The organism is Enterococcus pallens ATCC BAA-351 (genome assembly GCF_000407485.1).
Classification (GTDB): Bacteria; Bacillota; Bacilli; order Lactobacillales; family Enterococcaceae; genus Enterococcus_A; species Enterococcus_A pallens.
Map to the genome: position 1 here is coordinate 689141 of NZ_ASWD01000002.1, position 15689 is coordinate 704829.

15 protein-coding genes are annotated in these 15689 nt (G+C 36.7%); 3 read left to right on the forward strand and 12 right to left on the reverse strand.

Annotation, left to right across the window (positions count from 1 at the left end; translation table 11 throughout):
* Window positions 1-367: 367 nt before the first annotated feature.
* The 5 genes from I588_RS09800 to I588_RS09820 all read right to left on the reverse strand — a co-directional run bounded on the left by I588_RS09800 (window position 368) and on the right by I588_RS09820 (window position 4073).
* Complete coding sequence (locus tag I588_RS09800; RefSeq protein WP_010755188.1) at window positions 368-1048, reverse strand: zinc ribbon domain-containing protein; 681 nt, start codon at window positions 1046-1048, stop codon at window positions 368-370.
* Window positions 1049-1063: 15 nt separating this feature from the next.
* Complete coding sequence (locus I588_RS09805) at window positions 1064-2179, reverse strand: PrsW family glutamic-type intramembrane protease (RefSeq protein WP_010755187.1); 1116 nt, start codon at window positions 2177-2179, stop codon at window positions 1064-1066.
* Complete coding sequence (locus I588_RS26425; RefSeq protein ID WP_010755186.1) at window positions 2176-3402, reverse strand: serine hydrolase; 1227 nt, start codon at window positions 3400-3402, stop codon at window positions 2176-2178. The genes I588_RS09805 and I588_RS26425 overlap by 4 nt, the downstream gene beginning before the upstream one ends.
* Window positions 3403-3406: 4 nt before the next feature.
* Window positions 3407-3676, reverse strand: a complete 270-nt coding sequence (locus I588_RS09815) for a Mor transcription activator family protein (protein WP_010755185.1) — start codon at window positions 3674-3676, stop codon at window positions 3407-3409.
* Between the two features lie 127 nt (window positions 3677-3803).
* A complete protein-coding gene (locus I588_RS09820; protein WP_010755184.1) occupies window positions 3804-4073 on the reverse strand; it encodes a Mor transcription activator family protein in 270 nt (89 codons plus the stop codon).
* A 68-nt stretch (window positions 4074-4141) separates the two neighbouring features.
* Between I588_RS09820 and I588_RS09825 the strand changes: the two genes are divergently transcribed.
* Window positions 4142-5086 (forward strand): helix-turn-helix transcriptional regulator, encoded by a 945-nt coding sequence (locus I588_RS09825; protein ID WP_010755183.1) that lies wholly within the window; start codon window positions 4142-4144, stop codon window positions 5084-5086.
* 174 nt (window positions 5087-5260) lie between these two features.
* On the opposite strand, the gene I588_RS09830 is transcribed toward I588_RS09825, so the two are convergent.
* The 3 genes from I588_RS09830 to I588_RS09840 form a co-directional block, all read right to left on the reverse strand.
* Window positions 5261-5518, reverse strand: coding sequence for a hypothetical protein (locus I588_RS09830; protein WP_010755182.1), 258 nt, complete (start codon window positions 5516-5518; stop codon window positions 5261-5263).
* 108 nt (window positions 5519-5626) lie between these two features.
* Complete coding sequence (locus I588_RS09835; RefSeq protein WP_010755181.1) at window positions 5627-6142, reverse strand: YehS family protein; 516 nt, start codon at window positions 6140-6142, stop codon at window positions 5627-5629.
* Between the two features lie 225 nt (window positions 6143-6367).
* Complete coding sequence (locus I588_RS09840; protein ID WP_010755180.1) at window positions 6368-7039, reverse strand: Fic family protein; 672 nt, start codon at window positions 7037-7039, stop codon at window positions 6368-6370.
* 344 nt (window positions 7040-7383) lie between these two features.
* On the opposite strand from I588_RS09840, the gene I588_RS09845 reads away from it, so the two are divergent.
* Window positions 7384-8844: a helix-turn-helix domain-containing protein gene (locus I588_RS09845; protein ID WP_010755179.1), complete on the forward strand. Its 1461-nt coding sequence runs from the start codon at window positions 7384-7386 to the stop codon at window positions 8842-8844.
* 184 nt (window positions 8845-9028) lie between these two features.
* Window positions 9029-9967 carry an immunoglobulin-like domain-containing protein gene (locus tag I588_RS09850; RefSeq protein ID WP_010755178.1) on the forward strand — a complete coding sequence of 313 codons (939 nt, stop codon included), beginning with the start codon at window positions 9029-9031 and terminating at the stop codon, window positions 9965-9967.
* A gap of 503 nt (window positions 9968-10470) precedes the next feature.
* Here I588_RS09850 and I588_RS09855 read toward each other — a convergent pair.
* The 4 genes from I588_RS09855 to rlmH all read right to left on the reverse strand — a co-directional run bounded on the left by I588_RS09855 (window position 10471) and on the right by rlmH (window position 15378).
* A complete protein-coding gene (locus I588_RS09855) occupies window positions 10471-12300 on the reverse strand; it encodes a beta-glucoside-specific PTS transporter subunit IIABC (protein WP_010755176.1) in 1830 nt (609 codons plus the stop codon).
* Between the two features lie 27 nt (window positions 12301-12327).
* Window positions 12328-13785: a glycoside hydrolase family 1 protein gene (locus tag I588_RS09860; RefSeq protein WP_010755175.1), complete on the reverse strand. Its 1458-nt coding sequence runs from the start codon at window positions 13783-13785 to the stop codon at window positions 12328-12330.
* Window positions 13786-13877: 92 nt separating this feature from the next.
* Window positions 13878-14660 (reverse strand): MurR/RpiR family transcriptional regulator, encoded by a 783-nt coding sequence (locus I588_RS09865; RefSeq protein ID WP_010755174.1) that lies wholly within the window; start codon window positions 14658-14660, stop codon window positions 13878-13880.
* Between the two features lie 238 nt (window positions 14661-14898).
* Entirely contained in the window at window positions 14899-15378 is a 480-nt protein-coding gene (rlmH, locus tag I588_RS09870) for a 23S rRNA (pseudouridine(1915)-N(3))-methyltransferase RlmH (RefSeq protein ID WP_010755173.1), read from the reverse strand.
* Window positions 15379-15689: the final 311 nt, after the last annotated feature.

Genomic DNA, 15689 nt, shown 5'->3' on the forward strand with positions numbered 1-15689 from the left:
TATTTAATAAGCTCTTCATAAGATTTTCTTTCGATACCAGAAGCAATTTTACCATAGTGATGTATCACACATATGAATAGGATGTTACAGAAATATTTCAATCTAGTTTTTTTATGTCGCCGTAACCATATAGTTGAGTAAGATTAGATGATTATTAGTAATAAAATCATTTGTTATTTTTAACCATTCTAATCTAGTGAAATCCTAATTCATAAGCATTAAATCAGCTTTGAAAGCGTTAACCATTTGTTTTAATAGTCCAATTTAGACTTTATAAGATTGAAAAAGTTCAACGAGAATTCGCTGAACTTTAAGTTGAAAATAAACTATTTTGCCTAGTAGGAGTTTGCTTACTGAGGCATTTGGATTATTCCTTTGTTGCTGTCCCACATTCTGGACAGAACTTAGCATCCTCAGCCAGTAACGCCTGGCAATTTTCACAATGCTTTTCTTGAGCTGCTTGTACATTTGTGCCGCACTCTGGACAGAACTTGGTATTTTTGTCGATTGCAGCCTGACAATTGGGACAAGTGTCTAGTAATGATTGTCCGCAAGAGCTGCAAAATTTCGTTCCTTCTGGATTTTGCGCCCGACAGTTGGAACAGACAATTCCAGCAGTTCCATTACTGCCAGACATCGAAACAGTCACTATTTTGCCGCCGGTTTGAATATAATTTTCAATTGCAGCGAAAATTTCCTGTGGTAATTGCTGCTGCTTAAAGGCTCCAAATGCAGCTGTTGCCAGCAATGGGGCAAAAACAATTGCTCCGACACCTGCTGCGGCAGCTTTATCAACCCATTTTCCAGTACCAACATTAACGGTAATGCTTTCTGGTGTCGACTGGAAGATCTGCACCTGTGTCGCTTGATCCATGCCAGCAAACTTTTTCCAGCTTTGCTCTTCTTTTGCTTGAACCAGATAACCTTCCGGTGTTGCCATTCCTTCGACTACAAATCTTTTCTTTTCACGGAAAAAAATCTCCAAGCCGCGACCAACACTTTCAGCTGTCATTCCCTCTTCTAATGTAAACATCTTTGATTCTGCCATTTTCATCCATCTCCTCTAATTTTTTATCTGCCGAAACTGATTAACTTCTTTTAATCCGGCACTCATTAAAATAAATAATTCGATCCAAGCCGCAACGATCAGCAAAATATAAATCAGCAGCTCGCTATTCAGTAACACGATGCCCATATCCCAGACGCCATGGAGTACCACTGCCGAAGCAAAGAAAAAGACAAAGCGTGTATCAAACAGCTGATTCATATTGAAAGAGCTGGTTTTCTTCACAATAATCACCGCTCCACCAATCATCGCTGACCAAGCCAGATGTGTGCCGATACTCATCCAGCCCCGCAAAATAATCAATCCGATCACATCTCCATAGCCCAACAATTCCCTAAAGACATAGCCAGAAGTTTCAAAGGCCGCAAAACCTGCACCAACCGCCGCTCCTATCAGCAAGCCATTTAGAATTTTGTTAATCTTATATTTGTTAATAAAGTAAACAACAATCACTGCCTTTCCCAGCTCTTCTACCACACTGACTAAAAAAGCATCTGTAATCGTCATTACTCCAAAATAAGTTGCTTCATCACTAAACGTCACAAACTCATACAAAAATAATGTGCTAAGAATTGAAATAACACCCCCGATGAAAAAGATTTTAATGACTTCAAAAATACTGATATTTTGATAGACATTAGTTTCAAAGAAAAAGATCAATACTGAGAAGGGAACGGCAAAAGCACCAATGATAATCAGTCCTGGAAGTGCATTGCTGTTTTCAAAGCTAGTCACAGCTACCAAAAGTGCTCCAAAAACAATCAGTGCCGCGATAAAAATTCGGGAAAACAACCATGGCTTAGACCAGCTGTCAGAAACCTCTGAAATGTCGGGTGTCGTCTGCTTCGTGCCCGCAATAAAAATTTTTTCAGCTTCCTCGTTTGTGTGCTTTTTAGCGACCTGTGAAAACAATTGATTCAAATCAATCTGCAGGCCATCCTCTTCTCCAGCGTACTTGCCGATTGCCCGAGTCGCTTCGGTAAAAAGTCCCTTCGCTTTAGCTGTTTCCGCCGCTTCCGCTGGGGATGTCATCATTGGTAATGCAGCACCACACTTCCCGCAAAACTTTGCTTGATCCCCTAATTGATTGCCGCAATGTGGACAGAATTTCATTCTTCATCACTCCTCATAAACGTTTCGTAAAATTCTTTTCCTAAACGATTCATTGCTACTAATTGTTCACTAGAATTGCCATCCTCTGAAAGAACCACCAATACATAAGCGTTGCCGTCCTTTTCAAAAATACAGGCATCATTTTCTATTCCATAATCAGCATACTCTCCCGTTTTGTTGTAGATATTTACTTCTGGTCCAATTTGCGCCGGCAGCTTGCGGTGGTTTTTATTCTGATTCAAGAGCTCTAGCATTGCTAAATCATGAACCGGTGAAACCTGTTTTTGCTGATAAACGTTTTGTAGTAAGCGAGCTACATCTTCAGCACTCGTGTAGTTATCAATTCCCGCTTCCAATGCTTCCGTATCCAGAAACAAACGATTCATCACGGTTCCGGAAAAATTCTGCTCACGAAGATAATTGTTCAACTCTGAAAGACCCCCAAGCTGTTCAACCAGAATATTGCCAGCTGTATTGTCGCTATCCACCATCATATGAGCAAGCAACTGATTGATCGTCAATGTGCTACCAATTGGATAATCTTGCAACACGCCCGTTCCACCAACAATATCTTGGCTGAGCAGCGTATATTCCTGATTTAACGCCAATCTTTTTTGATCCACTTGCTCATACACAGCTGCCATAATGAATAATTTGATTACACTTGCAGCCCGTCGCATATTTTTTTCTTCCATTGTAAAGGTAGGGCCGTCAGCTTCAATTGGTGCCAGCAGTACACTGAAATTTCCATCAGCTCCGTTTAAAGCAGTTTGAGCAATTCTTCTGGCTTCTGCCACGTTAAATGTTGACTCCTCTGATTCGCCTGTTGTCTCCGTGGTAGAGACCAATGATTGACTGGTGTTGCTTTCTTGTGATGTTTCCGTTGAATGCTCAATGGAAGACTGAACCGTCGTTGCCTTTTCTTCAGAAGTACGGGTTGTCCACCAGAAATAACCGCCGATTGCTCCAACCAGCAGTAATACCAGCAGGCCCCACTTCCAACCAGACTTTTTGGGGTCAGGGTTTATTTGCGGCCTGCCGCGGTAGATGGCCCCTTCCTCTTTTTGCGAAATAATTTTCTCTGTAACAGCTTCGGTATCGACAGCAGTTTCTGCCGACTCTTCAATTGGTTCTGGCGTTGAATGTTTAACCGATGTTCCACATTTCTCACAAAAGGCTGAAGCTTCTGCCAGCGGCGCACCGCATTCTTCACAAAATTTCATAAGCCTAACTTTCCTCCTGCTCTTTGATTTCTCGCAGCATTCGCTCAATACTGCGCTGACTGTAGCCATAGGTGCGAGCCAGCTTTTGCTTGTTGCGGCCATCGTAATCGCTGCGCAGTACATCCAGCATATGTGACCGAGAAATCAAACGTACGGGTAAATTCAATTGAATCCCTCGATATTCCTTGAATAAGTTCAACGTTGCTTCGGTACCAATAACTTTCTGCAAGTCTTTATAAATTTTATTCCAACCAGACGTATCAAGCTCATTCACTTCTTTTCCCCCATTCGTCACTCCTTAGTTAAAATAATAATGTTTTCAAAAAACCTTATCTCGCGATTTTTTCAACGACATTACGCTTCCTTTTGTCGCTGCTTTCTAGTTGACTCTGTAACAACAACTAGGTAAAATCCTCTTTTTGTTTTTCCTTGATAAGTCGTTCAATCTGTCGCTGTGAATAGCCATATTTCTGGGCAAGATGTTGTTTGGTCTTAAGGTCAATCGGAGGAAGGATTGCCAGTCTTTCTGCCAGCTTTTTACCACTGTAAAGCTTTTTAGGAACACTAATTACCAGCCCTTGGTAATGCTCAAAAAATACCAGCATTGCTTCTTCGCCCAGCAGCTCTGCTAATTCTTGATAAAAGCTATTTAGTAATTCTTTTTCAACCATTGAAACCTCCCTCCTTCGGCAATATGGTATCATTAAGCAATGACACATTATGTCGCAAGGAGGTCCTCATGAACAGCAATAAGCGAATTATTGAATTATTTCTCACTCTTTACCAAGGTCAACGTCTTGCTATCCCAGAGACTAGTTCTCGCTACGATGTTTCGCCGCGTACCATTCAACGGGATCTTGCCGCAATTAAAGAGATTCTGAGCACCAGCGATGTTGCGCTAAAATTGATTTACGATCCCCATCAACAACGCTATAAGCTGGAAAATACTGACAAGCTTTCACCACAAGAAGTTTTATCAATCGGCAAGATTCTACTGGAGAGTCGAGCACTGACGAAAGAAGAACTAGAAAAGATCATTAATCATCTATTAAAGGAACTCTCTGACGAATCCAGCAAGACAGTCAAGAAGTCACTAGCAAATGAGTTGTTAAACTACTATCCACTAAAGCATCAGGAAAACCTATTCCAATTAATTTGGGATTTCAGCCAGTACATTGCTGAACACACCGTCATTGCTTTCGATTACCGCAAAAATCGCGGCGAATTTGTCCAACGCAAAGGCCTGCCGGTTTCACTGATTTTTTCGGAGTACTATTTTTATGTCCTGCTGTACAACCCAACGTATGAAAATTATTTGATTTATCGCCTGGATCGTTTCGGTAAAATCACTATTACTTCAGACAAAATAAAAATCCCCTACAAAAATCGTCTAGAGGATGGTGAGCTGCGGAAAAAAATCCACTTTATGTATGCCGGCAAAGAAGTCACCTTCACCTTTCGTTTTTGGGGAATCGTCGAGGCCGCTTTAGACAAGCTGCCAAATTCTAGAGTCATCAAAACATTCGAAGACACTAGCGTGATTATTGAAGCCACTGCCTACGATACCGGTGTAATCATGTGGCTGCTGAGTCAAGGCAAGAATGTTCAGGTACTTTCGCCGCCGTCATTTGTGGACAAAATACGAGAAGAAGTTGAAGACATGTTAAAAAGGTACACGGATTGACCGTGTACCTTGGGTTGAATTTATTCTTTTGCTAAATACTAGATAATAGATTACTTTTTCAATAGTTTTGCGTAATAAACCACCCTAGCTAAATTTATCGCTTCACCATCTAATAATCCTCATCGTTTCCAGCTACGGAGCCTTTGCTTTTAGGCCAACTGTCATTTCCAACTGTTAATTTAAAAACCAAACTTCATTCATCTTACGTAGAAATTCATCAGACAATGTATATTGACTGCCTTGTGGAATGACTGAATCTATACCACAGCTTGGACATAACGCCGTTTGATCCGGTTCCCCATCAATCCAGCTTTGAATTCTCTCGTAATTAAAGATTGCACCACAATAGAAGCAACCACACAAGCCTGAATTCTTTAACAACTCCTTGTTGTAAATTGAATATTTGTGGGCATCAGCATAAATTTTTTCCACGATAAAGCGACTCCCTTACTGTTTCTAAATACGGGCTACTTTCATATTTTGAATCCGGCTCGAGATTATAGATATCAAGCGATTTTTACATTATAAATCAAGCATTAATCACTTCTCTCGATTTTCCTCACTCCGATAAACCAAACCCAATCCTTTTAAGAAATTACGCGCATACTTATCTCCACAAGGTTTGAAGTTGCGATGTCCTTCTTTTCGCAAGATAGCCCCAAGCTCACCTTTTGAAGGATAAACTTTGGCCTCAGCAAGAATCGCCAGCATGTCATCGCTAGTCAAGAATAGCGCAATTTTCAGCTTTTTCAGAAGAACATTATTAATATATTTGATCTCCTTGCTTTGCGGCTGTACTTCTTCCGCAGGTTTATCTTTTTGCGGACCGCGTTTAAGAATGATGAAACCATTCAAAAAGGCATCTAATTCTTGATTGTCGATCGGCTTCAAATACACATTGTCTTCCTCACGTGAAGCAGGCTTCACTTTAGTCAGCATCTTATGCATGTCATCCTTAGTAATCGTGATTCCACCTAGCTCAAAAGCCTTGATGAGATCATTATCCTTAATATCAATGGCGTATCTTAAACGCAGCAATCTATCATTGTTGTTCATTTAGTGTCTCCTTGTTTTCGTTTTTCTATTTGAAATTCTCGAAAATTGATTTCAAACATCCTATCAGTTGTAGTATACCTTACAATTAATTGCTTTAGTGATGCAAATACGTAAAAAAGACATTTAGGATTACACATATGCAGGAAACATTCCTGTACATAAGGTGTAATTTCTAAACGCCTTTATTCATTCAAAGCAAAAAGTCATTGCTATTACTAAGCTTAACTATGGGAATTCAGTCATTCGTTCACGTTCAAATACCATTGATTCCTTAAATAATTTTGCCAAGGACTCACTATCCTGTTCTCCTAGATATTCCATATATTGACCTCGCCATTCTTTTCTGATAACAATCGGCACTCCTAAATATTTCATACTCAGGTACATCAATAGTAGGCGTCCGGTTCGTCCATTTCCATCAGAAAAAGGATGGATTCGTTCAAACTGAATATGAGTATCTGCTAATACTTCCAAAATTTCTTGTTCATCAGTTAATAAATCTAGACGGTTGTTTGTATTGTCAGCCCATTGACTCATTAGTAATGGCATTTCCTCCGGCACAGCCGTTTTGAATTCCGCTCCACGGATCGCATTTTGCTGCGTTTTAAACTGACCCTTATCATGCTGCAGACGATCTGTTAGCAGAAAATGAAATTGCTTGATTTCTGCTATATCTAATGACTGATTTTCAGCTAACAATCCAATCAAATAAGCAAAGGCTTGCTTATGATTTTCAATTTCATAAAATTCACGAATGCTTTTACCGCTGCTGGGAAGCGTTCCTTCTAAAAGGATAGAGACCGTCTGCGGCAAGCTGATGGTGTTACCTTCTATTCCACTGGAATGATACGCCATTCGGACAAGCGCATCGTCTAAATAGTCTTGAGAAACATCCATGTCTTTTCCTCCCCACCCGTGCTTACACTATTTTATTATACCTTAATCGAGCGACTCAAAACACTTGTAGCTTTTATATCTACACTGACACTAGCATCTAATGTTCAAATGTCCGCAAAAAAATACTTACTTATATTACGAACCCACATATCGCAAATAATACTTTCAAAAACCGCATTACTCAGTATCCCCTCTCCCTATCATAAACTAATGATAGCCATGACTTTTCTCGATAGCATCAGATTTCTTATTGCTAAAGCTAGTGACAAAAATCCGGAATGTTCGTGATTTTTGCAGGTGGTCAGACTATAATAAATGTAGTGATGAGGAGTGGAGGTAGTACGGTGATTGAAGCATTTATTGAAAAAGATGTTATTCGACAAGTCAAATTGATCGAATACCTTTATGAGTTAGAAAAGCTGACCTTGCGTGAGGTTGCCAAGCGGCTACAAGTGACAACGAATACAGTGAAACGAGACTTTGATAAAGTCGTCTTAATGTTAGAGGAGCAAATCGAGTTTTCTGAAATCACCAGTACAACGATTTCCATTATTTTCAATAGCTCCTTTACGCGTTATGAATTAATTAAATTGATCTACCAAGATTCGTATTTTTTAAAAACATGTGCCTATTATTTGCTTGGTGAATCCGATTATCTGACTCTGGTAGAAGCAGAATTTATTTCAGTCGCCAAAGCTTTCACAATAAAAAAGCAGGTAGAAAACTATTTCAAGGCAGCAGAGATCATGGACGAAAATGGTGCCTTCATTAATAATGAAATTCGCTATCGTTTAGTCCTTATTTCTGTTTGGATGCGATGCGATGTATTGGATAAGCTGATTGTTTCAGATAAGTATAAAACCGCTACTGTTTTTGTAAATCAAGTCTTATTCAAGTTTGCCAATGGTTACGAAAAAAACAAAAGAGAATATCAATTTTTGCTGCTGAATACCTATTTGTCGCTCAGTCGCTTTAAAGATTTTTCTTTAATGTACGAAAAAGAAGCCATTACCTATTTGAAAAATACACCGACTTTTCAACAACTGATGGACGTTAATGACTTGATTTTGACGAAAGACAAATTACCGGAAACTGAAATTCAATATCTGGCTTCGATTTATAAATCGATCCCTTTAAACACGAGAAATTATTTAATTGTGGAAATGAACTATCAGAGGGAAAGAGAATTGATGATCGAGAAAAATTTTATGGTTCGACAATTGCTTAAAAATTTTGAAGATGAATTTTCTGCTGATTTGTTCAATCATGTTCTATTTGAAAAACCCTTTATGAATTTTGTTTATTCTTTATGGCAGGAAACCCAAGCTTTTTCTGTTGAAAAGCATTTTTATCTAAGTGACCAGCAATTACAGTTAGCAGAAAGAATCAAGCAAGTCTTAGAATCTTGGCAGAAACACTTCCATTTAGAAACAGAAGTCACATTCAATCAGACCACACTTGAAAAGTTCTGCTCTCAAGTAACCGTGAGTTTGATGCAAAAAAGAACCCCAAAATTTGTTTTCTTCTTTATTGCAGAAGATGAGCTATCCCATACTATTTACCGGGAGAACTTAAAACGTTGGTTGAACTTGGACTATAATGTTATTGATAGCACTATGTATTATTCCTTAGATGAATTACCAATTTATGTCAAAGACTGGCCAAGTATCGTTATATGCGAGCGATCGCTAAAATACGATTTCACGATTCCCGATTCACTCACCTTCTTTCCAATCTCACGAAACTCGATTTTAGAGGATACCAAAAATATTTTATCCTATGTTTATAACTGGAAAACTGAATAATACCTCAAAAGAAGACAGCTGTACCTTAGAAAAGCCATTCTGGCACTAGGGCTACAGCTGTTTTCTTTATTTTTTCATCTTTTGTGAAAATCCATGAAATAAGATAGAAAATATCCTGGAAAAGAAATTGTATACTACTCTCGAAAAAAGAAATAAATCTATTTTATTAAAGGGAGTGTTTACAATGACTGCATTAAAAAAAGCAATGATTTTTTCTATTGGTTTGTTGTTACCACTGACTTTTCTAGGATTTGCAAAGCAAGATGATCATTCTAATGCAAGTGCAAAAGACACGATGCCCCCTAAAATCGAGCATATCGCAGACTGCACGTTGACATTAAGCGAAGCAAAAAATTTTGATCCAATGGAAAATGTACAATCTTTTGATAACGTAGATGGAAATCTAACAGAAAAAATAAAGCTAAACAGTGACTTAAAGAAGGACACGGTTGGAAAATATGAATTGATTTACTCTGTAGCAGACAGCAGCAGCAATAAAACTTCTAAAAAACGAACAGTCACAATTGTTCCAGACAAAGAAGACCCTTCAACTGTTGAGCCTGCTGTTTCTGATCAACCAAAATCCGTCGAAGCAGATACTCCAGTTGCTGAAAATAATCCCGATGTTCCTGAAGCTGTAGAACCAGTTGCGGATAATACTCTTACAGAAAATCAACCTGCATTGGTCGAAGAGAATACAGCACCCGTTCCTGAAGCTGAATCAGTCATGACCCAACAAAATTCTACTATCAGCTTTTTAGGTAGTACCATTCCCTTCATCAATTGTAATGGCGCTAGTCAAGCTCCTAGCAGCGGTGCCGGTACATGGACAGGGACAGGAATGGTCAATGATGGCGCACCTACCCATTTCATTGGGCATAATCCTGGTGACTTTGCACCAGTAATGAACATCACAGTTGGCACACCAATTACCGTAGTTGATGGGCAAGGTAACACTCGAACCTACACAGTTTATGAAGTACTTGATGTCTATGATGATGGAATTAATGTCCATGACCCAAACGACGATATTTGGGCTAGAGTAATTGATGCCGGGGGAGAACGCATCTCACTTCAAACCTGCATCACTGATTCAGTGAATCGAATCGTTTTAGCAAGCTAAAAATAATTCTACAGATCAATAAAATGAACCCTGTAAATATGATTCCATAATATTTGGTGTTATTACTTAAATGAGTAGGAACACCAAATTTTTTATGACAAAAGGCATTTGCTTCCTCTATAATTAAGTCGCTGAACAAAATATAGAAGGAAAAACCAAATGCCTACGACTAAGAGCAATAGAAAGAAAGACGAACAGACAAGTGAATTCGTAAGAAAGTTGCTAAATATAAAGGATCAAACCTCTACCTCTGCAATCTGAGAGAACATCGAAATGTTCTCCATTTTTTAACTTAATTTAAAAACAATATCATTTAACAAATACCCTTTTTTAGTGGTCAACTAAAAAATAGGCAGGACCAAATAGGTAGAAAAGAACATAGTCTTCTCTACTTATTTGGTCTTGTCTGCATTACCAGTGACATACCTGTTGATTTGAACTTACATCAATAAAAAGAAAACGTTATCAATATTTCTAGTTATAAGCCCTCTTCCAAACTGTCTTTACAAACTAAACAAATAACTATTTTTTTCAACTTTGTTAGATATTTTCCCAATATTTTTTTTGTCAAGCTCTCGATTCAAAAAAATTATTGGAACGACTGTATCATACTCTTTCCCAATATTTTCTAAATCAAAGCTTAATAATTCTTGTCCAATACTTATTTTATCTCCTGTTTTAACAAGAGGTGTAAAATGTTTACCATCTAGTTCCACCGTATCAATTCCCACATGAATCAACAATTCGATTCCCTCATCAGAAGTTAAACCAATTGCGTGATTTGTTGGAAAAACCGTAGTAACGACACCACTAAATGGTGCAACTACTATTCCATCTGTTGGTTTAATCGCAAAACCTGATCCCATTGTTCCAGTTGAAAAGGCTTGATCATTTACTTTAGATAGTTCCACTATTTCACCTGATAGAGGAGAGTTGAACAAGCCTACACTATCATCACTAGTTTGCGAAATTTCAACATCAATTTCTTTTTTCGGTGTTTTCACAATTAAGAAGGTAATCACAAAACCTGCTACCGTACTAATTAAAAAAGCACTTAAAACAACGGGTACATTAACTTGTAAATAGATTGGTAAACTAACAATACTTGATGAAGCAAACGCTGGCAATTCAATTCCCATAAAAGAAATATAAGCTCCACCAATCGCTCCACCTAAACAAGCAGAAAATAAAGCCCGTTTATTATGAATTAGCACCGTATATAAAGCTGGCTCAGTAATTCCAAGAACTGCTGAAATACTGGCTGAAGTGGCTACTGCTTTTTCTGTTTTATTTCTTGTTTTAAAAATCATCGCTGCCGTTGCTCCAAACTGAGCCATTGTAGACATCATCATTGTTGGCAATAAAAAGTCACTTCCACGATCCGATAGATTCTGGAAAATCACAGGTGTAAAAGCTTGATGCATACCTGTAATAACTAGTAGTGGTCTTAAAAATGATAAAATGAAACCAGCAATTAATTTGTTAAATGAAAATAATGAACCAACGAAGGTTGAAATAGCTACTCCAACATAATTTCCTAAAGGTCCTAAAATAATAAACATTAATGGGATCATGATTAACAGTACAATAGTTGGTGTGAAAATAACTTTTAAAGCATTTGGCATATGTTTATCTACAAACTTATAAACATAACTTAAAATCCAGACTGATAAAATAATTGGAATAACTGAGTTCGCGTAATTAATAATTGGAATTGGTAAACCAAAGAATGATAGTTTGCTTACTTCGCCACCAATTACAAAAGCAGTGAAAGTTGGGTGAATTAAAGCAGCCCCTAAAACAATCGCTATTGTTCTATTTGTATTAAATACCTTAGCAGCGGAGGATGCTAATAAAATTGGTAAAAAGTAAAAAGAAACATCCGCAATCATATTAAATAGAACAAAAACATCACTTTCAACTGGTACTAAATTAAAAGCTTTAACTAACGCTAAGATAGCTTTAAGCATTCCCGCACTAGCAATCGCTGGAATAACTGGTACAAATACACTAGATAAAATATTCAAGAAGTTTGAAAGAATTCCCTTCTTCTCTTCTGATTCATTTTGATTTGCATTTTCAGAATTAAAATTCCCTAGTAAATTAATTTCACTATAAACCTGTGCAACTTGTGGACCGATAACAATTTGCAACTGATTATTTTTAAATTGAACTTTTAAAACTTCATCAACTTTTTCTAATTCATCAACTTTGACAAGATTATTATCTTTTAGATTAACTCTTAGGCGAGTCATACAATGCATCATGCTTACAACATTAGATTTACCACCAATAAGCTCTAAGATCTTTTTAGCTTGATTTTTCTTATCCATTTTTTTCTCCCCATGTCATCCTTAAAATTAGTTTCCTTTTAAGTTTTTTCCATTTGTTTCAATAAATTCTTTCATCCAATAATAAGAAGCTTTCGGATATCTATCTTTTGTCCCATTTCCCTTATCATCCATGTCTACATATACCCAACCATAACGTTTTTTCATTTCGCCGGTACTTAGAGAAACTAAATCAATACCACCCCACATGGTGTAACCAAGAACTGGAACTTGATCAATCTCTACTGCTTTTTTGATTTCAGCAAAATGATCATTTAAATAGTCTATACGATAATCATCTTGTACAAATAAATTTTCATCAGGTTGGTCAATTTCACCTAAACCATTTTCAACAATAAATAGAGGTTTTTGGTATCTATCATAAACTTCATTTAAAACATATCTAATACTTGTTGGATCAATCGGCCAACCCCAAGGTGTAGCTTTTAAATATGGGTTTGATCCAAAAGGTAAAGCGATAATTCCTAAAGTATCTTCTCTTGAAACAGTTGTTGAACGATAACAACTAAATGAATAAAAATCTAATGTTCCTTCTCTTAAAATATCGTCATCTTCATCAGCCATCGTAATAGAAATACCTAATTCATCCCATATTTTTTGACTATAAGATGGATAGTAACCTCTTAACATCACATCTGAAAAATAGAAGACTCTTCTTCTTTGATCCATCCAGGCTTGTTGGTCATCAGGATGACATGTTGCTGGATAAGTTGGTGAAGAAGCAAACATCGCACCTAACATAGCACCTGGCATAAGTTCTTTAGCAAGTATTTTGGCTTTAGCACTGGCTACAAATAAATGATGAATACATTGGAAGGTTGTTTGGGCATCTGCTCTAGTTGTTCCAAGGTGAGAATATCCTTGTAACACATTTAATTCATTAAAGGTAATCCAATATTTTACTTTATCTCCAAAACGATTAAATAAAACTTCACATAATTTAACATAGCGATCAATTAAAATACGATTCGACCAGCCACCATATTTATTCGCTAATACAGCAGGTAATTCATCATGACAAATTGTAATCATCGGTTCAATATTATATTTTAGACACTCATCAATAACATTGTCATAAAATTTTAATCCTTCTTCATTTGGTAATTCTTCTTCCCCTGTTGGAAAAACTCGTGTCCAACAAATACCAAAACGCATTAAACTTAACCCCATATCTGCTAATAATGCGATATCTTCTTTATACCGATGATAAAAATCTACTGCCTTGTGACTTGGATAATACTCATTAGGGTCAATACAACCAATTGCTCCTTCTGGAATTGAACCACGAATTGGCGATGAGCCTTTTATTCCATCTGGTAACTCATAAGTAATTTTTCTTGGTACTTCATGAGAACCATCTGTTACAAAATCATGAGTTAACAGACCTCTTCCCCCCTCAGAAAATCCTCCTTCATACTGAAAATCTGCACTAGCACTTCCCCATAGCATATTAAATGGCTTATTCATAATAATATTACCTCCTACTATTTATAAGTTGATAGTAGCAAAAAAAACGCTTTAGAAAGCGTTTTTTTCACGTTATGATTCTCTGTTTCATATTATGAAACACTTTCGTCATCAAACTTTCTTTTATAATTTAGGTAAAGTAAATCTGAATAAACATTCAACAACATCCATGATGAATAATCTGTTTCTTGACCCAATACAATAGTTTGATTAACATACGAATAGTCTTTTGTCTCATCAATAGTAATAAAGTAAATAGTCGGCTTTTTTAAACGTTGCATAGTAATTGGATTTGGTTCTACTCTTTCAAAAAACTTACCGCCAGCTGAAAAAACAATGACTAAAGCATCATCTTCCAACGTTTCAATCAGTTCTTTCTGTTCAACAAAATCATGACTGGTCCGGACAACTTTTCCTAATTTAGTTAAGTTATCCTGTAAAGAAACTGCAGCAAATCCAGAAGAAACTTGTCCCATTAAAAAAATATTGTCATGACTTTTAATCAACTCAACCAAATGCTCGATTTCTCCTAAATCTAAATTATCACTTAAATAATCGACTTGATTTTTTACCTTACTAAAGTAATTGTTAAATAAATCGTCACTTTCAATAGCGTTTAAATAAAAATAATCATTTTTAGAAACTCGGTAAGTTGCTAAAGCTAGCTGAAAATCAAAATAATCCTCATAACCAAGCCGTTTAGAATAACGACTAATAGATGCTTTGGATACATTACAAGCGTTCGCCATATCTGACATAGATATTTTCTTTTGATACTTGATGTTTTCAAGTATGTATTTAGTAATAACAAAATTCACAGAGTCTGCTGGTTCACGATTCAGAATGGATAATAATTGGATTCTTATATTACTCATATAATTTCTAGCCCAATAATCCAGGCTACCTCCTTTTAAATTATTTCTTAATATATTATATATAGTTCATCACAATGTTTTTATAAGCATCTATTTAATATATTGTACACAACGCTATTATTATATTACGTAAATGGATTACCAATTTATTTTTAATAATCAAAACAACCTATCTTTCATTGATGTTTACTTATAATTTGAATCATTCTTATCTCTCACAAATATCCCACTAATCGCATCACTTATGATATGGAGCATTCGTATTTATCCTAAACGATCGATAAATTTGCTCCACCAAAATCAACCGCATCAGCTGATGAGGATAGGTCATCTTCCCAAAGGATATTTGAGCATTGCTGCGCTTCATGACTTCTGGACTTAGACCTAATGATCCACCGATAACAAAGACGAATTGACTGTTGCCAGAAACCTGCAGGCGGTCCAGCTGGGCAGCGAATTCTTCGCTGGTGGGATTTTTGCCTTCGATAGCTAGGGCATAGACGTATTCGCCTTCTTTGATCTTGGCTAGAATGCGTTCGCCTTCTTTTTGTTTGACCTGCTCCATCTCGGCTTCGCTTAGTTTTTCGGGGGCTTTTTCATCTGGAACCTCTAGAATAGTTATTTTTGCGTATTTTGACAGGCGTTTGGTGTATTCGGCAATTCCTTGAATTAAATATTTTTCTTTCAGCTTTCCCACAGTTATGATTTTGATATTCATTTTGTTTTCCTCTTTTCCACTTTTTTATCCACACTAATCACAGGTTTATCCACAAAAACATGGGGTAAAAAGCCTGTTTTGATACGAATTTTGCTTACAAACATATGTTTTCCCCAGAGTTACCCCCATTATCCACAAAACTGTGGATAACTATATTCCTCTTTTAAACAGAGTTTTCCCTGACTTTTCCACGAGGAATGTGGAAAAGTAGTCTAATTTTTTTCATGTTATAAAAAATAATTACCCAACTTCTTCATAAAAAAGTCAAAACAGCATAGTAGACTAATCTTAGTTAAAAATACTATACTTAA